Source organism: Alteromonas australica (assembly GCF_000730385.1).
GTDB lineage: Bacteria > Pseudomonadota > Gammaproteobacteria > Enterobacterales > Alteromonadaceae > Alteromonas > Alteromonas australica.
Map to the genome: position 1 here is coordinate 3320485 of NZ_CP008849.1, position 24244 is coordinate 3344728.

Genomic DNA, 24244 nt, shown 5'->3' on the forward strand with positions numbered 1-24244 from the left:
TTAACCTAAATAGGCAGGTATAAACCAACATATTGCCACGAGTAATATAAAGTAACCTATCAATAGGAATGCAATACTGCGGGTTAAAACTGAATGGTGTTTTATCCGGTTGTTAGGTGTGGCGGTTGTCTTACTGAATGCCTTAGTGTGCCGCCTTGATAGCAAGAGCGCCATTACACTTGCCACGCAAAAACCAATCGCATTCCACCAGAACCAAAAAACAGTGGGCACAAAAAACGCTAGCATGATGTTAGTACCTACGCCTGCAACTAAACCAATATTGACATCTAAGCTTTGCACTCTTACACTCAATATCCCCAGTAAAAACACGGCCAGAACAGGGCCAAAAAATACCGAGCCGACTTTGTTTATCGCTTCAATCACCGTGGGCGCTATTGCACCTGCGTTCAGTGATAAAACTAATGTTATGACTCCCCACGCCACACCAATAATTCTTGCTATTCGTAGGTGACTGTTTTCATCTAAAGTATCCTTATTGAATCGGCTATAAAGCCGTTTGAAGTCCTCTACACTAACCGCGGTCAAAGAGTTTATAGCAGAGCTTAAAGAAGACATAGCAGCAGCAAGAATGGCCACCACTAACAAACCTATTACGCCATGGGGTAGATAATTAAGTATAAAGATTGGCATTAACCAGTCAGGGTTATCTGTAGGAATTTGTGCCAAAAATTCGGCGTCAGAAAAAGCTAAAGTCCCCACAATCAATCCAGATGCGCAGTACAATAAGGTAATAGGAAAACGAAAAATGCCGTTCGCAAACATCATTTTGCGTAGTTCTTTGTCACTTTTGGCAGACAGCGCCCTTTGTGCTTCGGATTGATCGCACCCGTAGTAAGAAGCATAAAGAATGATCCCGCCTAGTACCATAGGGAAAAAGCCGAAACTATCTCCGCTGAACCCCAAAGAAGAAAAATTAACTGCGGTAAGTCTGTCGCTGGGAACCAACTGTAAAAAGCGGTCAAAACCGCCAAGTTGAGTCATTCCCACATACGCACACACCAGCGTGCCTAATATGATGATGACCATTTGAACAGCATCCCCATACACCACCGCTTTCATCCCACCTTGCAGAGAATACAATAGGGTGACCACACCAATAAGAAGAACAGCTTGCCAAGGCGTGATCCCCATAGTGCCTTGAAGAATAATAGACAGTGCATAAATCATAATGCCGGTGGAAAACGCACGGCTAAATTGAAATACAGCACTGATGCACAAGCGGGTAGATACACTAAAGCGGTTTTCTAGATACGCATAGATACTCACAACGCCCGACTTGTACAAGGTAGGTAAAACCGTACCAAGGAGCAATAACATTGCAAGGGGAACAGCCAGTTCATAAGACAACCAAATTAGACCACCTCCTTCGCGAAAGCCCACAAAGGCCGGGGCCGATATAAAGCTTACCGCTGAGAGCTGAGTGGCCATGATAGAGAGCGTGAGGGGTTTCCACCCCAACTCTCGCCCACCGAGAAAGTAGTCTTGTTTAGACGATTGCTTGCGTAGTAGGAAGCCCAGTACAAGCATTCCTGTGAGATAAACAAAAATAACCGTATAATCAAGAATATCCATATAGTACCTGCGTTGGTGTGCATTTACACTACAATGACATAGTTACGAAAGACGTACCTAATGGTTTTATTTGTAACTCCCAATTACATCCAAGACTTACGGGTGGACTCCACCTCAAATAGCACCTTATCAGCTATCGATTGCACATACTTTTGAGGTAAAAACGGCACGGTTACCGAACCAGAAGCCATAACAAAAACAATGGAAGCCAGTTTTCGGCGCTTCATAAAAACACTTTGCTTGACGATAACCTGCTGCACTTTAAAGGGTTCAAAGCACAAGTAATCTATGCCAATACGACCTTGCCGCACATAAATATACTTCCCATCGTAGGCCATCCCCCAACGCCACCATTGCAAAGAGAGCATTGCTAATAACACCCCGCCCAGCACCAATGATGCCATCACAATATCCCATTCTGACGCAATAAAGCCGACGGCAAAAAGCCCGATTAGCGGCCAGCTCCATACCATTAACATCCAATGCACAATGAAACGTTTACTGATAGCGGTAAAATCATGTCGGTGGAGTTTACAGCCTGGCATCACCTCGACAGTAAGCGCAGCCACCTCATCTTCGGTGACAGAGGGCACAATTAACTTATTCGGCGACATTAGCTCTTGAACTTGCTTTCCTACCGTTGTGTTTTGCTCAAAATAGAGATTTACACGCTTAAGTATTTTGTCCAACCAATCTTGCTTGGCTTTAATCATTTGAATACGCGAAGCGCGCATACTGACTTCTTGTTTATTGAGAAGGCCACTTCTACGTATATATCTGTCATCAGATCGCGATAAGGTGTAACCATAAAAGGTGAATAAGGCCCCGCCTACACTTATTAGTGCGAGTACAGCCATTATCATCATCACGATAACCAAGGCATATAACCCAAATTGCCACCATGCAATTGCCTGTTCACCCACCAATTGATTTAACTGTAAGCCTTTTTCTGCCAGCCAAGACGACACCATTGTAATGGCGTCATCATAAAAAGGCGCAGCCACCCCCAGTAAAATCCATACTCTATTGTTAGTAATACCATGAATAACAATATCGCCGATGCTTCGGCGGTTAAGTACCACTTCATCAGCGTCAACATCATGAGATGGCAAGGTCGCGCCGTGATTTGACTGAGGTTCGGTAGCCGCTATTTCGGCGTTTTTGTGATGTACGAGAACGTGTCTTCGCAACGCATGGGCGTAATGAAGCGGCACCGCCACTATTCGAGCTTCTTCTCCTGCGCTCCCTGCGGTATCAAGAACCAACAGTGCGTATTTGAACGGACGATAGTAAAAAGGTAAATCTATTTTAACGTTTTGAATGCGCCAAAATGGCAAGTTGGTGTATTTTCGAGAAAAGACACCGCTTTGAATTTCGATATGTTGGTTGTGAACCCGAAAACGATACATTAAAAAGCTGGCCAAGCCGGAGACTGCCATGAGCAATACGAGTGCCGCCCCGCCCACGTAAAGATAATCTTTCATAGGGCCATCCGCTTGATTAAACGTCACGGCCAAAGCAGGCACAACATAAATGAGCCCTTTGGCCATTCCTTTTATATTACTCACCGTGAAATACATAATGGCTATGGTTGCTAACCTTTGCCAATGGCTACCCGTATCTACCTGTACTGAGCTATCGGGCGCGTCTTCCATCATGCGCTGCTCTTCTAACGAGGCCATTACTTTGCACTCACATCTTTATGATCAAGTATGAACTGGCGCAATTGCTCCGCTCTTTCTAGGGGTAAACCGGGTATCTCAAAAGTGTGATATTCGCCGCCGGCAGAGAACACCTGCAACGAGGCTAACTTTGCCAAGCGTATGATTGGTCCTCGCTTAATTTCAACGTGTTGAACCCGTAAAATGGGTTGGCAGGCTTGTTGTCGAAACACCAACCCTTTTTGCAAGCTTAAATCCTGCTCCCGCATACCATACTTAATTTTGACATCGGCAAAGACATGATACATGGCCCACAATATCGCCAGCACAGTAACGCCCATTAACGCGTAGGGGTAAAGGTGAGTTAATTGCTCTGGCACAGTAAAAAAGGGCTGAAACCGAACGGCAGTAAGGATCATTGCAATAATGATGCAGGTCCCTAATGCAACGCTCACATTAATAAGCCGGTATCGAGGCGAGATAGAAAGAAACTGAATATCGGTTAATGTAGGTAAAGCTTCGGGCACCAACACATTGTTGGAAAAGTCTTCTATTTTTGCTTCACTGTTCATGTTGGTCATGATTCCCTGTAAACCCCCATTCAAAAGCATGTCATGGGCAAACAAAAACGGGGTGAAATCTCACCCCTTTTATGGAACTTAATCGTCCACCCTTTGTTCATTTAACCAATCATGCAAAGCTTTCATGTCATGTTGAACCGCCATTTGCAGCTCTTCTACCCAGTCATGAACGTTCTCCCACCACGTAGGGTGGTCGCCTTGCTGTATTTGATTTGCTATTCGCTGAACACGGGCTAACCCCACAGAGCCTGCTGCCCCTTTAATTTTATGGGCTTGTGCACAGACTTCTGATTTTTCATCGGCACTTAAACTTAATTGCAGTATTTCCATGTATTCCGGCATTTTCTCTTGGAATACTTTCACGCTTGCGCGCACCATTTCATCCCCTATGGTATCAACTAACATCTGCAATAAGTCCATATCTAAAATGTTACTTAATATTTTGTTAGGCTCAGGGCGCGCGACTTCACCATCTATTTCTAACGGCGCTGGCGGCGCATGAAACAGCTCATTAAACACTTCAATGACCCGCGATTTTTTAATGGGTTTGGCAATAACATCGTCCATGCCATTTTCCAAATACTCATCGCGCTTTTTAATCACGTTGGCTGTTAATGCAACAATGGGCGTTTGCATGACCAAATCTTCTTCAATGAGTGTGCTCGCCACGTCAAAGCCGGTCATATCTGGCAATTGAATATCCAGTAAGATCAAATCGTACTGGGTTTCTCTTGCTTTATCGATGGCCTCTTGTCCTGTCATGGCAACATCCACCTTTTGCCCGAGCTTTTCTAGTAACGCTTTAGCTACCATGACATTCAGCTCTATATCTTCAACCAGCAGAATATTAAGGCCTGTGACTTGTAGCTGCGCCACTTGCATGGGGCGATTGGAAATTTGAACAGGCAACACTATTTCAAACCGTGTGCCTTTACCCACTGTGCTCGACACATGAATTTCACCGTTCATCAAATCTACCATTTGCTTGCAAATGGCCAGTCCGATACCGGTACCTGTTGCAGACTGGTGGTCTGGATGGTCGACCTGATAATACATAGCGAAAATTTTATCGATTTCCGTTTCAGGGATCCCTACGCCTGTGTCTTCAATTAAAAAGGTCACATAGGCTTTGTCGTTATCCGGTTTCGTGGATGAAACCGTTAAACTCACATACCCTTTTTGGGTAAACTTCACCGCGTTAAATAGGATATTCCAGAGAATTTGACGCAACCGAGTCCCATCAATCTCCACTAATCTCGGTAAAGGTTCGTGGAGGGTGGTTTTAAACTCAAGTTGTTTATCCCCAGCCAATAAGCGAATAATACTGCTTAATTCATCGGTAAAGTCTTTTAACGATATGGTTTTTAAACTCAGTTCGAGTTTATCCCTGTCTAATTTGTCCAGGTCGATAATATCGTTGAATATGTTCCCTAAGGTTATTGCACTGGCATAAATGGTACTCACCCAGTTAAATTGCTCTTCTGTAAGTTCAGTATCACGCAACATACGGCTCAAGCCCACGATACCGTTTAACGGTGTACGAAGTTCGTGACTAATGGTTGCAATAAAACGGGTTTTATCAGTACTGGCTTTGGCAGCGGCGTTTTCAGCCTGTTTGCGTTCAGTCATATCGCGACCAAATGACAATAAACCTAAACGGTTACCCTCTTTATCGAAAAAGGGCACACGCTTCATTTCAAAGTAACGTCGACGGCCGTCAGCAAACCTTAACCATAACTCTTCGGTAATACTGGCATTGGTTTCAAGTACCTCATGATCACTGGCAACAATTTGTCGCGCTAACTCTTCTTCATACACGTCTGTAGGCGTCAGTCCAAGTAACTCTTGTTCAGTTTTGCCTGTCATTAATTCCGCTATGCGGTTACAACCGGCAAATCGCCCCTCTTCATTTCGATAATAGATAAGGTCCGGTGACGCATCGATAATAGAACGTAATAAGGTAGACAAACGGCGAGCCTGAGCTTCTTGTTCAGACTTATCCTGAATTTCCCGCTCAAGGTCTTTAAACACAGACTCGCGCTCTTCTTGCGCTTGCTTGCGTTGCTCTATCTCGTGGTTGAGTTGGCGAATATTGCTTTGCAGCTCACGGTTAAGAAAAACATCTTCTTCACGTAAACGCTCTAATTGGCTTACCACTTCTTTTAAATTGGTGCGGGAGTTTTCCAGTTGCTTTATAAGCTCACTGAAGAAATAGAGTACCCAAGGTGCAGAAAGCATAGTGAGAATAACCGCGCTAATGAAATCATCGGGTTCTACATCACTGCCCATACTGACACGAATAACGTACGAGCCACCAAGGGTAAAGACTAAAGATAAAACAACGAAAAGGATGCTGAGTTTAAGCGTGCCAAACCGTTGTACAAACTGAGCAAACCTAATAGCCCAGGAATCATTGGGTGAGTCTGAATGCATGAACGTCTATTGTTAGGATTATATTCGCCCTATCCTATCAGGGTTTCTCTATTTCGGGAACGTATAGCCGCGTTAGGCTTATTTATTCCGCTTTAACCGTGGCCAAATATTGCTCACTTACCCAACCGGTAGTGGTGCGTTCAACCTTCGCCCATCCCTTTTTAACGTCAATAATTTCAACCTTGTCACCGGCTAGTAAAGGTAGCCCTTGCTTTTCATAGTGTGTACCAGGCCCGCTTCTTACATTTAACTTACTGGCCCTAACCACTGCCGGTTGCGGTACGTCGAAGGTGTTTATCTGAGTATTTGATTCTGCCACGTCAACGTGTGAGGGCTCGGCATCTCCCAACATGCGAGAACGCAGTTTATCTAACGGAAAAGCGGGGCCAGGATCGACCTTTCTATCAGGCGCTATCTCTTCATGCCCTACAATGCAGGTGATGCCGTATTGGCGACATAATAATTGGCACAAAGAAAACGTACGCATAATTTGCGCCTCGGTATATCGGTGCCAATATCGAGGGGCAGTTTGATTTCGATGTGTGCCTTTGAACACATCACTGCTTTCATAAACACCACCGAACCAGCTGGTATAAAAGCCTTCTCCATTTGGAGTAAGCTCACCTGCATTATCTAATTCAATGCCTAAAGAGTACTGGTTTAGGCTTGTGCGTCCTTGCCAACTGCTTTTCCCCGCATGCCAGCCAATTTTATTAAACGGCAGCATTTGGACAATTTCACCTTGCCGCCCTACCGCTAAATGCGCCGATACTTTGTTATTCGGGTTTGTCATCACATTTACTGACGATGACAAACTACTCCCGGCGGTAAAATGGATAACGATGGTATCGGGAAAACTGTCTTTGAAAGGACCAGACGTGTTAGGTGAAGGCGTGAAAGAAACATCACTCCCTGAAAGGCGATGTTTACTAATAATAAGGTTATCAGCAGAGGCATTATGTTGTAGCGTCGGCATGTTTTTTCCTTTAAACGTTTTTGCACCGACAACATGGATGTTCAGATAAAACTTTTACTCATTCCATTAAGCGCTTTACCACTGTATAATTTTCAATCAATATAGCAGTCAAAGGGTGAAGTTCAAAGTTTACGTTTCTAAATAAAAATACATGACCACCGCCTTGAGATACATAAAACTCGAAATTAAATGAATTTTTATTCATCACACCCAGCCAAATGCGAGTAATTATCATTACGATAACGAATTTTTATCTACGATTGTTACTGATAACATTTTTATTACAAATCGAATTTAATGTTTATAAGTTACTGTATTAGTTAATTTTATAATTATTTATATCAAATCTTTAAAAGGACATTCATTTTTACGTTTGATTTTAGTTTTCAATGTGGGTATTTTGTACGGCCCGCACAGCAATAATGCATAAAAATGCGGAATTCGACTGGAATCCTCTAATAATAAATAACGACAAGAAAGGCGCGTTAAGCGGGTAATACTGCCGGCTGCTAAAAGACGTCTGAACAATGTTGTGATACGCAAAACCTAGGCGCATCTACACGCAACGCATACCTTACCCAGTCAAAGGTTGAAGGAGTTAAGAGATGAGTTTATATAATCCCAACGATTCCCGGGATAACTGTGGGTTCGGCTTAATCGCCCATACTCATGGAGAAGCCAGTCACGAATTGGTTACCACTGCTATCCACGGCTTAGACCGTATGCAGCACAGAGGCGGTATTGCCGCCGATGGAAAAACCGGTGATGGCTGTGGCTTGTTGCTACAAAAACCGGATGCGTTCTTCCATGCAATCGCCGACGAAAATGGCTGGAAACTCAGCAAAAAGTACGGCGTGGGCATGATTTTCTTAAGTCAGGACCCAGTACTCGCGCAAACATCACGCGAAGTATTAAATGAAGAACTAGAAAAAGAAACCCTGAGTGTAGTCGGCTGGCGCGAAGTGCCTGTTGATCATTCTGTTCTGGGTGAATTGGCCGCGACCGGCGTTCCTCAAATTGAACAAGTGTTTGTGAATGCCCCTGCGGGTTGGCGCAAGCGTGATTTAGAGCGCCGCCTATATATGGTGCGTCGCCGTGTTGAGAAACGCCTAGAAACTGACCCCGACTTTTACGTTGCCTGTTTATCAGGGTTGGTGACTATTTATAAAGGCTTGGTAATGCCGAAAGACTTACCCGCCTTTTATCACGACTTAGCTGATGAACGTATGAAAAGCGCGATATGTGTTTTCCATCAACGTTTCTCAACGAATACACTGCCCCGTTGGCCACTCGCGCAACCCTTCCGTTTTCTTGCTCACAATGGTGAGATAAACACCATTAAGGGTAACCGAGATTGGGCAATGGCCCGTGCCGCTAAGTTTTCAACGCCGCTTATTCCCGATCTTAAAGACGCAGCTCCCTTCGTTAATACAGAAGGCTCTGACTCGTCTTCATTAGATAACATGTTGGAATTGTTCCTTGCGGGCGGTATGGACTTATTCCGTGCCATGCGCTTATTGGTGCCACCAGCGTATCAAAACAACAAAACCATGGACGACGACCTACGTGCATTTTATGAGTTTAACTCTATGCACATGGAACCCTGGGATGGCCCTGCCGGTATCGTTTTAACTAACGGCCGCCATGTAGCGTGTAACCTCGACCGAAACGGTTTACGTCCTGCGCGCTACGTTATCACTAAAAATGGCTTTATTACCCTCGCCTCTGAAATTGGCATCTGGGATTATGAGCAGTCTGATGTGATTGAAAAAGGTCGCGTGGGGCCAGGTGAAATGCTAGCGGTAGATACTTACACCGGCAAAATTTGGCGCTCAACGGAAATTGATGAAGACTTAAAAGCGCGCCACCCCTATAAAGAGTGGTTAGACAAGCATATTCGTCACCTTACGCCCATTGAACAGCTAGACGCGTCACAAATTGGCAAGCGTATGTTCAATGACGACACCATGTCGGTTTATCACAAGCTGTATAACTACAGCTATGAAGAAATTCAGCAAGTGATAAAAGTGTTGGCGAAAGATGGTCAAGAAGCCGTCGGCTCTATGGGTGATGACACACCTATGGCGGTAATGTCCTCCAAACAGCGAACGGTTTACGACTATTTCCGTCAACAGTTTGCTCAGGTGACTAACCCGCCTATCGACCCGCTGCGTGAAAATCACGTCATGTCGTTGGCTACTTGTATTGGCAGAGAACAAAACGTATTCAGTGAAACCTCAGGCTACGCTGACCGCGTATTGTTTGAGTCACCAATATTGTTATATACCGACCTTAAACAGCTTCGAGAATTCAATCCAGAGAATTACTACTCTGAAGTCATCGAACTGCAATACGCGCCGCAAGAAGGGTTGAAAAAAGCCATAGAGCGTATTTGTAATGAAGTTGAAATGCTGGTTAAGAACAAGCGCGCGGCGTTTGTTATTCTTTCAGACCGTAATATTAAACAAAATCGTTTAGTGATCCCGGCAGCGATGGCAGTAGGTGCCGTTCAGCGACGCTTAGTAGAGAAATCGCTACGTTGTGACGCCAACGTCGTGGTTGAAACCGCCAGTGCCCGCGATCCACACCATTTTGCTGTACTTATTGGTTTAGGTGCAACAGCGGTATATCCGTTCTTAGCTTATGAAACCATTGAGCAACTATGCGAAAAAGGTGAATTAGATATCTCACCAATGCAAGCCACATTGAATTACCGCAAAGGTATCAATAAAGGCTTGTATAAAATCATGTCGAAAATGGGTATCAGCACTGTTGCCAGTTACCGTAGCTCAAAGTTATTTGAAGCCGTCGGCGTAAATAATGAAGTGATGGAGCTGTGCTTTAAAGGTGTTACGTCACGTATTCAAGGTGCAGGGTTCGACGATTTTCACCAGGATATTATCAACCTTAACCGCGTAGCCTGGCTTAAACGTAAATCAGTGGGTCACGGTGGTCTGCTTAAATATGTACACGGCGGTGAGTACCATGCTTACAACCCAGACGTGGTAAGCACGCTACAAAAGGCCGTGGTTTCTGGTGAATATAGCGATTACCAGCAATATGCGAAGTTAGTGAATGAACGCTCTCCTGCGCATATCCGCGATTTGCTTGCGTTAAACCCAGATTGCGATGCGATTGATGTTAGTGAAGTTGAAGCGCCTGAGAATTTATTCCCTCGCTTCGATACCGCAGCCATGTCTATTGGGGCATTAAGCCCTGAAGCGCATGAAGCCTTAGCCATTGCGATGAACCGCTTGGGCGGTCAATCTAACTCTGGTGAAGGTGGCGAACACCCATCTCGTTTCGGTACTGAGAAAAACTCAAAAATTAAACAGGTGGCGTCTGGTCGCTTTGGTGTAACGCCGCATTACTTGGTTAATGCCAACGTTATTCAAATTAAAGTGGCGCAGGGTGCAAAACCGGGTGAAGGTGGTCAGCTGCCTGGTGATAAGGTTAACAAGTACATTGCACAACTTAGATTTTCTGTGCCTGGCGTGACCCTCATTTCACCACCGCCACATCACGATATTTACTCTATCGAAGATTTGGCTCAGTTGATTTTCGACCTTAAGCAGGTTAACCCCACCGCGCTTATCTCTGTGAAACTGGTTTCTGAACCGGGTGTAGGTACGATTGCCACCGGTGTAGCCAAAGCCTATGCCGATTTAATTACGGTATCTGGATATGATGGCGGTACGGGTGCAAGCCCACTTACTTCTGTGAAGTATGCCGGTAGCCCATTTGAACTTGGCCTGTCAGAAACGCAACAAGCGCTCATCGAAAATGGCTTACGCCATAAGGTGCGAGTACAAACTGACGGTGGCTTGAAAACAGGTTTAGACGTAGTAAAAGCCGGTATTTTAGGTGCTGAGAGCTTCGGTTTTGGTACTGGGCCGATGGTGGCACTGGGTTGTAAGTACCTACGTATTTGTCATCTCAATAACTGTGCGACTGGTGTAGCAACGCAAGATCAAAAACTTCGGGACGATCACTTCATTGGTCTACCTGAGATGGTCATGAATTACTTTAAATTTATTGCCCAAGAAGTACGTGAAATCATGGCTGCCATGGGCGTGAAGAAATTCGACGACCTTGTTGGTCGTACCGAACTTCTGAAAGTTATTGATGGCATTACGGCTAAACAGAATCGACTGGATTTGTCTCCCCTGTTAGCCCAGCCAAAAGCGGGTGAACATACACGCTTGTTCTGTTCGCAAACCACTAACGCGCCCGTTGATAAAGGCGAGTTAAACGCGCAAATGCTAAAAGATGCGCAAGATGCCGTGGTGAACAGCAAGTCGATAAACCTTAAGTATGCGGTTCGCAATACAGACCGCTCTGTGGGTGCATTGCTGTCTGGTGAAATTGCGAAACATCACGGTAATCACGACTTTGAAGACACCCCGATTAAGGTTGAATTGACCGGTACAGTGGGGCAAAGCTTCGGCGTTTGGAACGCTGGCGGTCTTCATATGCACCTTATTGGCGATGCCAATGACTACGTGGGTAAAGGTATGACAGGCGGTAAGCTTGTGATTAATCCGCCTAGAGGTGTTGAGTACAACGCACATGAAAGTTCAAGCATGGGTAACACCTGCTTGTACGGCGCTACTGGCGGGAAATTATTTGCTGCTGGTCGTGCAGGTGAACGTTTTGGGGTTCGTAACTCTGGTGCTATTGCCGTGGTTGAAGGTATTGGTGATAACGGTTGTGAATACATGACCGGTGGTATTGTTGCTGTACTAGGCCCTGTAGGCGTCAACTTTGGTGCGGGTATGACAGGTGGATTTGCTTATCTGATGGATGACAATGACGACCTTGATAATCGTGTGAATGCCGAATTGGTTGATGTCATGCCAGTCGAAGACAAAGCCATTTTGGTTGAGCACCTACGTGGCCTAATCAACCAGCATTATGAAGAAACCGGTAGCGATCACTCATTGTCGTTGCTAACCGATTTCGCCGCTACGCTTAAACGCTTTAAGCTTATTAAGCCAAAAACCAGTGATGTGAAAAATCTACTTGGCCACATCAGTCGTTCTAGCGCGGAATTGCGCATTCAGGCGCAATAGGAGGAGATAAAGTTTATGGCAAAGAATGTTTACCAGTTTGTCGATGTTGAACGTATCGATCCGCCTAAAAAGCCGATAATGGTGCGTAAACAAGAGTTCGCTGAAATTTACCAGCCGCTAAGCCAACCTCAAACAGAGGGTCAAGCTGACCGCTGTTTAGATTGCGGTAACCCTTATTGTGAGTGGAAATGCCCCGTTCACAATTACATTCCTCAATGGCTAAGTCTCGCCAATGAAGGACGTATTATAGAAGCGGCGGAATTGTCGCATAAGACCAATAGCTTGCCTGAAGTGTGTGGACGCGTATGTCCACAAGACAGGCTATGCGAAGGTGCTTGCACATTGAACGACGACTTTGGTGCGGTCACCATTGGGAGTATTGAAAAATACATTACCGATACCGCCTTTAAAATGGGCTGGCGCCCAGATATGTCTGATGTGGTGTGGACCGACAAGAAAGTGGCTATTGTAGGCGCAGGACCAGCAGGTCTTGCGTGTGCAGACATACTTGTTCGCAACGGTGTAAAACCGGTGGTTTACGACAAATACGAAGAAATTGGTGGGTTGCTCACTTTTGGTATTCCGTCGTTTAAGCTAGAAAAAGACGTTATCAAACTACGTCGTCAAATCTTTACTGAAATGGGTGTCGAGTTTGTTCTCAATACTGAGATTGGTAAAGATGTTGAATTCCAATCACTCCTTGACGATTACGACGCCGTTTTCCTTGGCATGGGTACCTATAAATCTATGCAAGGTGGTTTCGACAATGAACATGTTGAAGGTGTATTCGACGCGCTACCTTTTCTTATTGCTAACACGAATCGTGTTATGGGCTTAGAGAAAGACGAAGCTGATTATATCGATATGAAAGGCAAGCGAGTTGTTGTACTCGGCGGTGGTGATACCACCATGGACTGTGTACGTACATCTATTCGTCAAGGTGCCGATAAAGTTATCTGTGCCTACCGTCGTGACGAAGAAAGTATGCCCGGCTCACGTAAAGAGGTGGTGAATGCAAAAGAAGAAGGCGTGGAGTTTATGTTTAACTTACAGCCTTTGGATATTGCGGTTGATGAAAACGGAAAAGCGTGCGGCGTTAAGTTAGTGAAAACGGAAATGGGGCCACCGGATATTAACGGTCGTCGACGCCCTGTAGAAGTTGAAGGCTCAGAACATGTGCTTGAAGCTGACGCTGTGATCATTGCATTCGGTTTCCAACCGAGCCCTGCCCCTTGGTTTGCAGAGTTTGGCATTATGCTAGACGAAAAAGGCCGTGTTCGCGCGCCGTCTGCTGGCAAGTTTGCTTACCAAACGTCTAACCCGCAAATTTTTGCTGGTGGCGATATGGTACGAGGCAGTGATTTAGTGGTGACGGCGATTGATGAAGGCCGTAAAGCCGCTGAAGGTATTTTGGATTACATTGGCGTTTAACCGCGTTATTGGTCCACATGGCTCGTTGTAATTAGCCTATATAAAAGCTCGCTCCGGCGAGCTTTTTTGTGGGTATAAACAATAGAACATTCTCATCATCCATAAAAGTCGCTGTCAAAATTCCTTTGGTATTTGATAAGCCATTCAATGCCCAGTGTGAGTATTTCAAAGAGGCGTGATGGGGGATGAAAACCCCGTTCACAAATCGCTTAACCTCATACCCATTATGTTATGAACATACCTAGTGCCCCCATTTATCTTTTGCGCTTGTGTAGCGAGCCCACTATTATCGATTCAAAGAATCGATTATTGGTTAACAAGCATAATGACGAGCGGTTTACGTAAAAGCATCAATCTAGTTTTACTTAGCAGGCTAGTAGTGGCGAGCCACGCTCTAGCCGATACTATGACCACAAACGGTTCATTCAATGTACCTGTTACTCAGTCTTGCCCTACTTCCTTTTTTGACGTCTCGCTAATGACCGATGCCCGTCAGTGTCAGCAATTCGACGATAGCTTACCCGCTAGCTTAGTCTATTTCACAAAACGCTCCCCAGAACAGGTAATTACCTTCTATCAAAATACCTACCCGCAATGGGTTGTAACCCCCCCTGTTAACCATCGCACCATGCTTACCGCTGCAGATGATTCGGTTCGTATTGTGGTATCGCCAGACAGTTTGGGCACTCAAGTTGATGTGCTCATCATCCAACAGCCCTAGCCTAGCTGCGGTTAACACTTCAACATCTCTCTCCTCGTTCAATGTGGCACCGCCTTTGCAAATTCTTTCTCGAACCCCAAAGGTGTCAAAAAAAGCGTCATTTTTATGACGCACATTACACGTTGATATGCGAGGATTACGATGGAACTGGCAATTATTTTAATGATGTTACTTATTGTTGTGGCATTGGGCGCTATTAAACTGTCTGATGGCGGCGTTGCCTTCCCTTTTAGACGAAAGCCTCAACTTTTTACTCCCGTTGAGCACTCATTCTTAAACTTAATTGAACAAGCCATGGGACGAGAATTCAGAATTGTGTGTCGCGTTAAACTCAGCGACATTGTTTCTGTACGCCAATCGACGAATAAGAAAACGGCGAGCCAAGCGCTGTCCCGCGCATCATCTCGACAACTCGACTTTGTTTTAGTCGACAAGCACGACATGAGCCCAATACTGGCCATCGACTTGGTACATAACCAAGGTAAAGAGGGTTATAAAACTCAGCGTGACTGGTTTGTCTCTGGCGCACTTGATGCCGCTGGTGTGCCCCACGCAAGAATTAAAGTAAAATCTGGCTACAGTGTGGATGACATTCGAGAGTGTCTAGAAAACAAACTAATTCCTTATCGCCGTGTGCAACAAAAGCTTTCGCAAGTACCCACACACAATCCAGAGCCGACGAAACGCCCAACCCGTCCAATTCGTTCGAGTCGCGCTGCCGCTGCGTAATTTACACACTTTAGTATCCCTTAGTTTCCCCCTAGCCTTTGTTGCTCTCGCTTGTTACGGCGACAAAGGCTTTTTCCTACCAGTTAGGTCGCTTTCCTTATACAATTAGCGCATTCACGTGCAGTTATACGCATCATTATTATTTGGTTATTGGTAAAGTTATGAACAAAATTGGCATTTTAGGTGCAATGGATGAAGAAGTGGCGCTACTGAAAGCGTCGCTGTCAGAAGTAAAAGAAGTGCAATGGAAGCATCTAACCTTTTATCAAGGCATGTTACACGGGGTGGACGTTATCCTCGTAAAATGTGGTATAGGTAAAGTTGCATCAGCACTTGCCACTACCGTGCTTATCGAGCAATTCTCGCCGGATGCTATTGTTAATACCGGTTCTGCTGGCGGTTTCGATACGCAACTCAATATTGGCGATTTGGTCATTGGAGAAAACCTCATTCACCATGACGTCGATCTCACTCACTTTGGCTACTCATTGGGCCAATGTGCCGGCATGCCCGAAGACTATAAAAGCGATCCTAAACTCATTGAAGCCGCACAACATGCTGCCAATGATATATCAGGTATTCAGGTGACTAGTGGCCTTATTTGTACCGGTGATGCCTTTATCGGCAGTGACGAAGCCGTGGCGGCGCTGAGAACTAAGTTTCCAGCGATGAAAGCCGTCGAAATGGAAGGCGCAGCGATAGGTCAAACATGTTACATGCTCGACGTGCCATTTTTAGTCATTCGCTCTCTTTCAGATATCGCTGGAAAAACCTCATCAGTATCCTTTAAAGAATACCTAGAAACAGCGGCGAAAAACTCCGCAAAGTTGGTGATGGCCATGGTTAAAGCACTTGCCTAACTGATGGATGCCCTGTTAACTGATTCTGCCTACCAAAGCATACTGGTGCTTTGGTTGGCCGTATTGGTAGATGCATTATGGCGATGGCCGCTAAGTAGTCATCCACTTACGCTTATGCGCTATTTGGTTAAACAAATGGGCGCGAGGGTCTTACCCGGCAAAGAGTACCCCCCAAAGCAGCACTATATTTCCGGTTCTCTTGCGGCGGTAGTGTTGTTGGGCCCGCTCATTGTCTGCTTAGGCATGTTGGTATACATGGCTGAATACCCGGTATTTTTCGAGGTGGTTATCATGATGACTGTGCTCGACTTCGGTTACCAACGAAAACAATTTGGCAAAGTGCTTACCGTGGTAGGGAAAAACAAGAAAGTGTTAACCCGTGAAATATTATCCACCATTGTGGCACGGGATTGCGCGCGCTTAAGCGATGTGGGCGTGGCTAAAGCAGCCATAGAGAGTCTCTGGCTAAAGTTTTTATACTTATACTGCGGCGTGATTTTTTACTTTGTTCTTGCCGGTCCCGTGGCTGCGCTTACCTATCGATTGCTCTTGCTCACCTCGTGGCAATGGCATTATCGACACCCAGCAATGAAACATTTTGCCAAGCCGATTCGAACATTGATGCAGTGGTTAGTATTACCACCAGCACTGTGTGGAGCACTGGTTACGCTCACTGTTTCCCATCCCGTGAAAGGCCTACAGGCCGTAAAACATTGCCCCGTTGGCGACAAGACGTCTAGGCTATTAGCCCTGTTTGGGGCGGTCAATAATATACAACTTGGCGGGCCAGCTATTTATCACAACAAAACGTTCCGCTATCCCCGAGTAGGAAGCGCAGAGTTAGTGAAATATTCAGATATGATAAGAGCAAAACGAACTATCTTAAGTGCTATGTGGGTCGTGGTTTCTATATCATCACTTTTATTGTTATCAAAGACGCTTTAGACACAGCGTTGGTTACCCCATAGAGGACTTTATTATCCTTGTCCTCATACCGTCAAAAAAGGGTTACCATCTCTAGTAATTATCAATTTCAATCAGCCCTACGCCCCATTTTCATAGCGAGGGTAAATACGCTCAATTCCGTTCAAGTAGAAGGGTAAGAATTCAGATATTTAATGATGGAAAAGCGCCGAAATTCAAGAGCTAACGCAGCCTAAAAGCGCTCGCAAAATACACCTATTGCTGACCAACATCACTTCACTCCCGCAATCAATAAAGATTTATTCCAAATATGGAACAAACGGTTGATATATACAGATTATAACCGTGACATTATTTGAGTGCTTTTGCTTGAATGTTAAAGTTTTCACATCACATTAATTAAAGCTTTACATGACATAGAGAGAGCAATGCCTGCTTACAGCGCCTAGCGGGTAAACGTCATGTGGAAGCAGTCACCGCGCGCTTAAAACTAGCTGAATCGCCACCTGGAACTGCGATAAAAACCTAATAAAGGAAAACCCGATGAGAACTTCAACGTTTATTAAGGCTTTATTTTTGCCAATATTGCTCTTGAGTACTTCAACGATGGGCGAAGAAGTTAGCCCCCTCACCCCAGCAACGCTATTTATTGCAGGAGATTCTACTGCAGCAAGCTATATTAATGCTGATCATCAGGGATGGGGAGCACCGTTCATAGATTACTTTGACAGTAGCGAGGTGAAGGTTGACAACCGAGCTCGAGGTGGACGCAGTTCCCGTACTTTCATCAGCGAGGGCTTATGGCAGGCGCTTATAAATGATGTCAGCGCAGGCGATGTGGTTATTATTCAGTTTGGCCATAATGATGGCAGCCCTATTAACGATGACCGAAGAGCAAGAGGTACGCTACCTGGTATAGGTGATACCTATGTAGATATTGTCAATCAACTCACCGGAAAACAAGAGCGCGTGTTTACCTACGGCCACTACATTCGCCAGATGGTCGCTGAAGTCAAAGCCAAACAAGCTATCCCTATTCTCGCATCGCTAACCGTTCGTAATTTATGGCAAGCACATCGAATTGAACGTGGATCGGGAGAATACAATTTTTGGCTGTATCAATTAGCGTGGGAACTAGATACCCCTTTTATCGACTTAACCAACGCAGCGGCAGATGAATTAGAAAAAATAGGGAAGAGAGAAACGGCCAAATTGTACCCGAAAGATCACACTCACTTTCATAACGAAGGGGCAGACTTGCATGCCCGCTTAGTCGTTGCAGCACTTAAAGGCATGCGCCCCGCCCTAGATAAATCGCTTTACTCAGACAAAGGCAACGCCGTTGCCGCGTACGATTGGACATTTGTCCGATTGCCAGTTGTTAGCAACAAGAACCGCCGAAGTGTATTTATGGTGGGGGATTCCACCGTGCGTAATGGCAGAGGCGATGGCCGCAATGAACAATGGGGTTGGGGGGATTTCGTGGAGGGCTGGCTGGCTAACCCTTCTGTCAATATCGTTAATCGAGCGGTGGGCGGCTTGTCTAGCCGCACCTTTATTACGCAAGGACATTGGCAGCGCGCTCTTAATATGATGAAACCCGGAGATATTGTATTAATACAATTTGGCCATAATGACGCAGGAGAATTAAATGACAAAAGCCGCGCTCGGGGATCAATTAAAGGAATTGGTCCTGAGCAAAAGACCATAGATAACAGGCTCACAGGCCAACGTGAAACCGTATACTCCTATGGTGCTTACTTGCGCACCATGATTGGCGAAGCCCGTGCTCGCGGCGTGACACCGATTATATGCTCTCCTGTACCTCGCAAAGTCTGGCAAGAAGACCCTCGCCTTATCGCCAGAGCGACCCATAGCTACCCTCAATGGGCCGCTCACGTTGCGCGCCAAAGCCAGAGCACGTTTATTGATTTACATTCGCTAGTCGCGACGCGATACGAAGAATTAGGTATAGAAAACGTCAACGCTATGTTTGCTGATCCACATACCCATACCAGTAAGGAAGGTGCAATTGAAACAGCTAGGATTGTAGCGCAGCATCTCGCGCCTATGTTAGGGCTTGCAGTGCGGGAAAAATTCCCTATGGAGTCAAAATGAGAGTCAATAACATAGGTGTTCGTGCCCATGATTTTGGGCAAGGCGAGGTAGCAGAGATAGCACACCGCATTGCGCAATATCCAATTAAATGCGTGCAACTAGCACTCACTAAGTCATTTCCTTTTATACGAGCCGAACCGGGACAAATCAGTCCAGGTTTTGGCAATTACGTTCGCGACGCGTTTGCTCAATATAACATTACTATTGCAGTACTTGGATGCTACATAAACCCCATTCACCCAGATCCTGTAGAACGGGAACTCGCCTTGCAGCGCTTCGAAGAACACCTAATATTTGCCAGAGACTTTGGCTGCGCTATTGTGGGTACGGAAACTGGGTCTCGCAATGCTGATTGTACGTATCACCCAGATAATGCGTCACAGGCAGCCTTTGATGAGTTAGTGGTGAGTATAAAGCGCCTTACAAAAGTAGCTGAACGTCACGGCGTATTTGTGGGAATTGAAGGCGTAGCCCATCAGCACGTTATAAACAATTATCCTCGCATGACAGCACTATTAAATGCGGTGAACTCCCCAAATCTGAAAGTTATTTATGACCCTGTAAATTTCTATCCCAATAAGAGCAATATTGATCAACCTCAACTTATCGATGACGCCTTCAGTGCATTCGGTAATGCCATTGTGGCAATCCACTGTAAGGACTTTGTTAAAAAAGAACATCGTAAATCGGTGGACTTAGCATCAGGGACTGGCGATATGGATCATGCTTACTTGCTCAATGTACTCAAGCAAAAAAAACCACACATTCACGTGATATTAGAAAATACCGATGAAAAAAGTATCCAGGCAGTATTAGCGTATGTTTCCCATGCGGCACTGAACACCGAGTGCACGGGTGACATAACTGATTCGGGATCACGTGCTACCTAGGTGAATACGCCACAGGATAACATGAAATAGAAAGAAGGCGGTCATAACCAATTACACGGCGTTCGAAAGCGCGATAGATTCACTGGCAAGAAAGCGCACATCAAAATTTCTGATGAAATTAAAAACCTTAGGAAGTAATTAGTCCAAATATGAAATTTTATGATTACTCATGAATAAAAATGACCACTTTTGATGGAAATTGTATTGACTAGACCCCTGTTTAGTCACTAGCATGCAAATATGTAAACAAAATATTAATAATATGTTTACTAAAGTTGGTCGATGCCACTTTTTGATTACAAATGGGTTGAAGCCAGTTTTTGAATAAAAAACGAGGTCACAATGAAAAACGTCACACACACGATTGGATCATTACTTACTACGCGTAAATTAATTGCTAGTAGCATTTCTACTATTTTGCTTACAGGTGCTTGCTTTGCCTCTGCCCCCGTATTCGCTCAGGAAGAGATGACAGAAGAAGAAAAGAAAGCTAAAGAGGAAGTTACCGAAATCATCGAAGTCTATGGCATGCGTTCAAGTTTAAGAAGCGCTATCGATAGAAAAAAGGAAGCAGGCACAGCAACCGATTCTATTGTTGCTGAAGACATCAGTGAATTTCCGGATAAAAACATCGGCGAAGCTCTACAGCGTGTAACAGGTGTTCAATTAGGGCGTGAGTTTGGTGAAGGGACTGCAGTCAGTATTCGTGGTGTTGAACCACAGTTAGTGAATGTAGAGATAAATGGCGTTCAAGCTATTGGGGCCTCAGATCCCTTTGCAAGCTCAGGTCGCTCAGTCGATTTTGCCAGTATGTCCTCGGAGTTGGTCAAGGCATTGGATGTTATCAAAGGTTCTGAAGCCCGATTAACAGAAGGTGGTATTGGTGGAACCATTAAAGTTATTACTCGTAAGCCTAACGATTTTAAAGAAAATTTCTTACAAGTTAGTGCTGAAAACCAGTACAACGATTTAACTGAAATCCATAATCAAAAATACAATTTCACCGGTGTATACAAATTTGATAAAGATATTGGAGCAATGCTCAATGTTACCATGGGCGATAGAGCAACCGCTTTTCATGCATTAAGAAACACAGAGTGGGTAAGGCAAGCCGACTATGATGGCTCCGCTGAAAAGACCTTTGTCGATGAAAGCTATGCCGATATCAATGATGTAGCTAATTGCCCTGACTCTGCGTGTGAAGAACAGTGGTACGACTTTAGAGCCCGTATTCCACGTAACAGCGTGTGGTCTAGGGATGAAGATAGAATTAGCGCGAATGCTATGTTCCAGTATCGATTAAGTGAAGATTTATCTACCCACTTCGGCGTAACTTATACTGAGCGAGACTTCGTACAAGTCGATTCTAACCTTCAACTTGAAGTGCCAAGCGAAAGCCATTTATATGAAGACAGTTTTACTGTGGGTGAAAACCATAATGCATCTTCATTTCTTACAAGAGATGCCACTGTAGTAAATAGAAGCATCTATAACGATTGGAACCTAAAAACAGAAATTTATGATGCTGGGTTCGATTTTAATAATGGTGTTTTTGCCCTAGAGGGTGTACTTGGTTATACCAAACAAACGCAGAGCATTTATCAGATTGAATCTCGCGTGAATGCCAATCGAGTTGAAAATGTTTTAGTTGAATTCGCCGATAATGGTGCCCCCATTTACGATTTAAACACGGGCAACAACCGTGCAGATGCAACACAAGGCTTCGATGCCAACAGTGCCGATTCATATTGGTTCTATTCTCGAGTATATGACAAGCCAATTGCTCAAGAAAATGATCAACTATCAGCAAAACTTGATTATACCTATTACATGTCAGAAGGTTTCTTTGAAAAGTTTCGAGCAGGTGTACGCATAAGCTCTGAATATCAAGATCATGAGCAATTAGACCGTCGTATTACTCGTATTGCAGGAAATGAATACGGTGGCAATGAATGGTCATTAGATGACCAAGCCGGTCTCATCAACAATAATTCTTATACCATCGACAACTACTTTGGTAACTATGACCCTGGTGTACCGGTTATCGATAGCTGGTTAGCACTTGATCCTCTCGACTTCTACAATGGTTTCATGAACTATCATGCGGACAATATTTCTGACGCCGAAAAACAGTTTGCCCAAGCCTCTTTCTATGAAGTTGAGATGGACGCTCAAGCGATTTATTTTCAAGCGGACTTCATTTCCGAAATAGGCGATGTTCCTTACTGGGGTAATGCAGGTGTACGTTACGTTCGTACGCAAGTTGATACTACTGGTAACGCTATTGTTCAAGTTCAAGTCGATGTAGTGGAAGGGGATGCAGAGCAAGGCAATATGATTGACCCTGATCACCCAGAAGCGTTCAATGATCAAGCTACGCTATCAAATGACTATAGTGAAGTATTACCCAGCATTAACTTAAATTTTGGGTTAATACCTGATGAACTTATTCTTTACTTTGGTGCAGCGAAAGTGATGGCTCACCCTAAAGCGAAAGATTTAAACATTTCGGCCAGTTGTACATTACGCTTAGATACGCTTTCTGCCCAAGAGGGTCGACCGAATACGTGCTCGGCCGGTAACCCTCGCCTGAAACCATACGTAGCAAATCAGATGGACGTAGCGCTTAATTGGTATCCAAATGAAGATTCAATGCTTTCTGGAGCATATTTCGCTAAGAAAATGGACAGCTGGATATTAAATGCTATTGAAACCTACGACCAAGACTTTTTCGGCGACGGCAACCTCTATGATGTCAGACAAAAAGTAAATGGCAGCGGTGTATCAACACAGGGATTTGAAGTTGCAGGCTCCACCTTCTTCTCTATGCTCCCTGCACCATTCAACAATATGGGTGTAAACGCCAACTACACATATATGACATCTGAAGATGTTGGTCTGTTTAATCAGCTTACGGGAGAAGAGCTTGATTTCCCTTCTCAGTCGAAAAACAGTTACAACCTAACGTGGTTCTATGAAACGCCTCAGATGAGCGTGAAGTTCGCCTATAACTATAGAGATAGCTATCTGTTAGCACCAACAGACCGAGGCGGAAACCCAGTTTATGTAGACGATGCAGGCTTCCTTGATGCCAAAATAGTTTATCGTCCCCAGGACGGGTTCTTTAAAGACTTCAAGTTCCACTTTGATGTTCGTAATTTACTGAAAGAAGGCAATATATATGTGAATGGACCCGGCCGTATAAGTGACATACGCTACTCTGGTAGAGAGTTCTCTCTAGGCTTTACCTATAAGATGTAAGTGAAATAGTATAATGAGAAGGGGGCGACATGCTCCCTTTTTTTCATGGTTAAATAAGCCCCCTAAACAGGTTTAAAGCACCTAGAATGACATACATTCTTTCACGTATACCCTCAACACGGTAACGTCTCGCTGCGCGCTACTTTATTGCTCTATTACCAAATAGGATGCGGATAAACGCCAACTAACCTTGCTTGTGAGCTGCCAATTTTCCTCCCGCAATGCCCTCAGTTTGATGGCTGCGAGCTAAAGAGTGTTGACTATAAGATGAATAGATTTGATAACAATGCTCAGCCCATTGGGGCTAAGCATGAGTGGTTTACTGAAGGAACTGTAGTAAATACGGTGTTATGCCAACAATGATTTAACGTAGTCTTTAATAGAGTCATCCTGACCGTGATTAAATAAGCACTGTTGAAAACGCTCGCCTGAAACGGCAGCTTTCACCAATTCTTGATCCATCTTCTTAAGAGAATCCACATAGCTTTCAGGCGCTAGCGCGCTTTTTAATTCTGCTAGAATACCGGCATTTCTAACTTGTGGTTCTTTACGCTCAACTGGGTAGCCCGCACCGCGTTCCCCGGTAAGCGCTTTTTCAAAAATATAGCGTGCATTTAGCTCCGCTCCCCAACCAAAGCCTTTAGCGAAAGGTAGCGCTAGCGCGTTACCATTATTGACTTGGTTAAACAAAAACGCATCTGATGGGTCAATACAGTATCCACAGAACACGCCAGGATGGGCATTTAAAGACATCATTGCCCCTTGCCCCGTACCACATCCAGATATAACAAAGTCCACGGCTTTCGCATTAAGCAATATAGCCCCCATGATACCTAAGTGAACGTACGTAAGGTGATGATCAGCTTCACTGTTCATGCCTACGTTGAAAACATCATGCCCGAGAGCATCTGCTACGGACGTAAGTTCATTAAGAATAATAGGGTTTTTAGCCGCTTGGCTGTTTTCCATCATCAACGCTATTTTCATGAATACT

The 24244-nt window shown here is 44.7% G+C and carries 15 protein-coding genes; 9 read left to right on the forward strand and 6 right to left on the reverse strand.

Annotated elements, in window-relative coordinates; genetic code table 11:
• The 5 genes from EP13_RS14595 to EP13_RS14615 all read right to left on the reverse strand — a co-directional run bounded on the left by EP13_RS14595 (position 1) and on the right by EP13_RS14615 (position 7244).
• Positions 1 to 1593, reverse strand: a complete 1593-nt coding sequence (locus EP13_RS14595; protein ID WP_044057929.1) for a sodium:solute symporter family transporter — start codon at positions 1591 to 1593, stop codon at positions 1 to 3.
• A gap of 83 nt (positions 1594 to 1676) precedes the next feature.
• Positions 1677 to 3275, reverse strand: coding sequence for a PH domain-containing protein (locus tag EP13_RS14600; RefSeq protein WP_052364431.1), 1599 nt, complete (start codon positions 3273 to 3275; stop codon positions 1677 to 1679).
• Positions 3275 to 3835, reverse strand: a complete 561-nt coding sequence (locus EP13_RS14605) for a PH domain-containing protein (protein WP_332309673.1) — start codon at positions 3833 to 3835, stop codon at positions 3275 to 3277. The genes EP13_RS14600 and EP13_RS14605 overlap by 1 nt, the downstream gene beginning before the upstream one ends.
• 78 nt (positions 3836 to 3913) lie before the next feature.
• Positions 3914 to 6268 carry an aerobic respiration two-component sensor histidine kinase ArcB gene (gene arcB, locus EP13_RS14610; RefSeq protein ID WP_044057930.1) on the reverse strand — a complete coding sequence of 785 codons (2355 nt, stop codon included), beginning with the start codon at positions 6266 to 6268 and terminating at the stop codon, positions 3914 to 3916.
• Between the two features lie 82 nt (positions 6269 to 6350).
• Entirely contained in the window at positions 6351 to 7244 is an 894-nt protein-coding gene (locus EP13_RS14615) for an N-acetylmuramoyl-L-alanine amidase (RefSeq protein ID WP_044057931.1), read from the reverse strand.
• Between the two features lie 605 nt (positions 7245 to 7849).
• Here EP13_RS14615 and gltB point away from each other — a divergent pair.
• The 9 genes from gltB to EP13_RS14660 all read left to right on the forward strand — a co-directional run bounded on the left by gltB (position 7850) and on the right by EP13_RS14660 (position 23250).
• Positions 7850 to 12316 (forward strand): glutamate synthase large subunit, encoded by a 4467-nt coding sequence (gene gltB / locus EP13_RS14620; RefSeq protein WP_044057932.1) that lies wholly within the window; start codon positions 7850 to 7852, stop codon positions 12314 to 12316.
• A gap of 15 nt (positions 12317 to 12331) precedes the next feature.
• Positions 12332 to 13747: an FAD-dependent oxidoreductase gene (locus tag EP13_RS14625; protein ID WP_044057933.1), complete on the forward strand. Its 1416-nt coding sequence runs from the start codon at positions 12332 to 12334 to the stop codon at positions 13745 to 13747.
• Between the two features lie 379 nt (positions 13748 to 14126).
• Positions 14127 to 14468 carry a hypothetical protein gene (locus EP13_RS14630; protein WP_156026763.1) on the forward strand — a complete coding sequence of 114 codons (342 nt, stop codon included), beginning with the start codon at positions 14127 to 14129 and terminating at the stop codon, positions 14466 to 14468.
• A 141-nt stretch (positions 14469 to 14609) separates the two neighbouring features.
• Complete coding sequence (locus EP13_RS14635; RefSeq protein ID WP_044057934.1) at positions 14610 to 15197, forward strand: DUF2726 domain-containing protein; 588 nt, start codon at positions 14610 to 14612, stop codon at positions 15195 to 15197.
• A gap of 161 nt (positions 15198 to 15358) precedes the next feature.
• On the forward strand, positions 15359 to 16057 hold the full coding sequence (locus EP13_RS14640) for a 5'-methylthioadenosine/adenosylhomocysteine nucleosidase (protein WP_044057935.1): 699 nt from the start codon (positions 15359 to 15361) through the stop codon (positions 16055 to 16057).
• A 3-nt stretch (positions 16058 to 16060) separates the two neighbouring features.
• On the forward strand, positions 16061 to 17002 hold the full coding sequence (locus EP13_RS14645) for a cobalamin biosynthesis protein CobD/CbiB (protein ID WP_044057936.1): 942 nt from the start codon (positions 16061 to 16063) through the stop codon (positions 17000 to 17002).
• Between the two features lie 522 nt (positions 17003 to 17524).
• Positions 17525 to 19099: a rhamnogalacturonan acetylesterase gene (locus EP13_RS14650; RefSeq protein ID WP_052364433.1), complete on the forward strand. Its 1575-nt coding sequence runs from the start codon at positions 17525 to 17527 to the stop codon at positions 19097 to 19099.
• Positions 19096 to 19989: a sugar phosphate isomerase/epimerase family protein gene (locus tag EP13_RS14655; protein ID WP_052364434.1), complete on the forward strand. Its 894-nt coding sequence runs from the start codon at positions 19096 to 19098 to the stop codon at positions 19987 to 19989. The genes EP13_RS14650 and EP13_RS14655 overlap by 4 nt, the downstream gene beginning before the upstream one ends.
• Before the next feature lie 342 nt (positions 19990 to 20331).
• Positions 20332 to 23250, forward strand: a complete 2919-nt coding sequence (locus tag EP13_RS14660; RefSeq protein WP_044057937.1) for a TonB-dependent receptor — start codon at positions 20332 to 20334, stop codon at positions 23248 to 23250.
• A gap of 348 nt (positions 23251 to 23598) precedes the next feature.
• On the opposite strand, the gene EP13_RS14665 is transcribed toward EP13_RS14660, so the two are convergent.
• Positions 23599 to 24237: an RpiB/LacA/LacB family sugar-phosphate isomerase gene (locus tag EP13_RS14665; protein WP_044057938.1), complete on the reverse strand. Its 639-nt coding sequence runs from the start codon at positions 24235 to 24237 to the stop codon at positions 23599 to 23601.
• Positions 24238 to 24244: the final 7 nt, after the last annotated feature.

Excerpts from the sequence above, each read along its gene's own strand:
- EP13_RS14595 (WP_044057929.1), bottom strand. The coding sequence starts at position 1,593 with ATGGATATTCTTGATTATACGGTTATTTTTGTTTATCTCACAGGAATG.
- EP13_RS14600 (WP_052364431.1), bottom strand. The coding sequence starts at position 3,275 with ATGGCCTCGTTAGAAGAGCAGCGCATGATGGAAGACGCGCCCGATAGC.
- EP13_RS14605 (WP_332309673.1), bottom strand. The coding sequence starts at position 3,835 with ATGACCAACATGAACAGTGAAGCAAAAATAGAAGACTTTTCCAACAAT.
- arcB (WP_044057930.1), bottom strand. The coding sequence starts at position 6,268 with ATGCATTCAGACTCACCCAATGATTCCTGGGCTATTAGGTTTGCTCAG.
- EP13_RS14615 (WP_044057931.1), bottom strand. The coding sequence starts at position 7,244 with ATGCCGACGCTACAACATAATGCCTCTGCTGATAACCTTATTATTAGT.
- gltB (WP_044057932.1), top strand. The coding sequence starts at position 7,850 with ATGAGTTTATATAATCCCAACGATTCCCGGGATAACTGTGGGTTCGGC.
- EP13_RS14625 (WP_044057933.1), top strand. The coding sequence starts at position 12,332 with ATGGCAAAGAATGTTTACCAGTTTGTCGATGTTGAACGTATCGATCCG.
- EP13_RS14635 (WP_044057934.1), top strand. The coding sequence starts at position 14,610 with ATGGAACTGGCAATTATTTTAATGATGTTACTTATTGTTGTGGCATTG.
- EP13_RS14640 (WP_044057935.1), top strand. The coding sequence starts at position 15,359 with ATGAACAAAATTGGCATTTTAGGTGCAATGGATGAAGAAGTGGCGCTA.
- EP13_RS14645 (WP_044057936.1), top strand. The coding sequence starts at position 16,061 with ATGGATGCCCTGTTAACTGATTCTGCCTACCAAAGCATACTGGTGCTT.
- EP13_RS14650 (WP_052364433.1), top strand. The coding sequence starts at position 17,525 with ATGAGAACTTCAACGTTTATTAAGGCTTTATTTTTGCCAATATTGCTC.
- EP13_RS14655 (WP_052364434.1), top strand. The coding sequence starts at position 19,096 with ATGAGAGTCAATAACATAGGTGTTCGTGCCCATGATTTTGGGCAAGGC.
- EP13_RS14660 (WP_044057937.1), top strand. The coding sequence starts at position 20,332 with ATGAAAAACGTCACACACACGATTGGATCATTACTTACTACGCGTAAA.
- EP13_RS14665 (WP_044057938.1), bottom strand. The coding sequence starts at position 24,237 with ATGAAAATAGCGTTGATGATGGAAAACAGCCAAGCGGCTAAAAACCCT.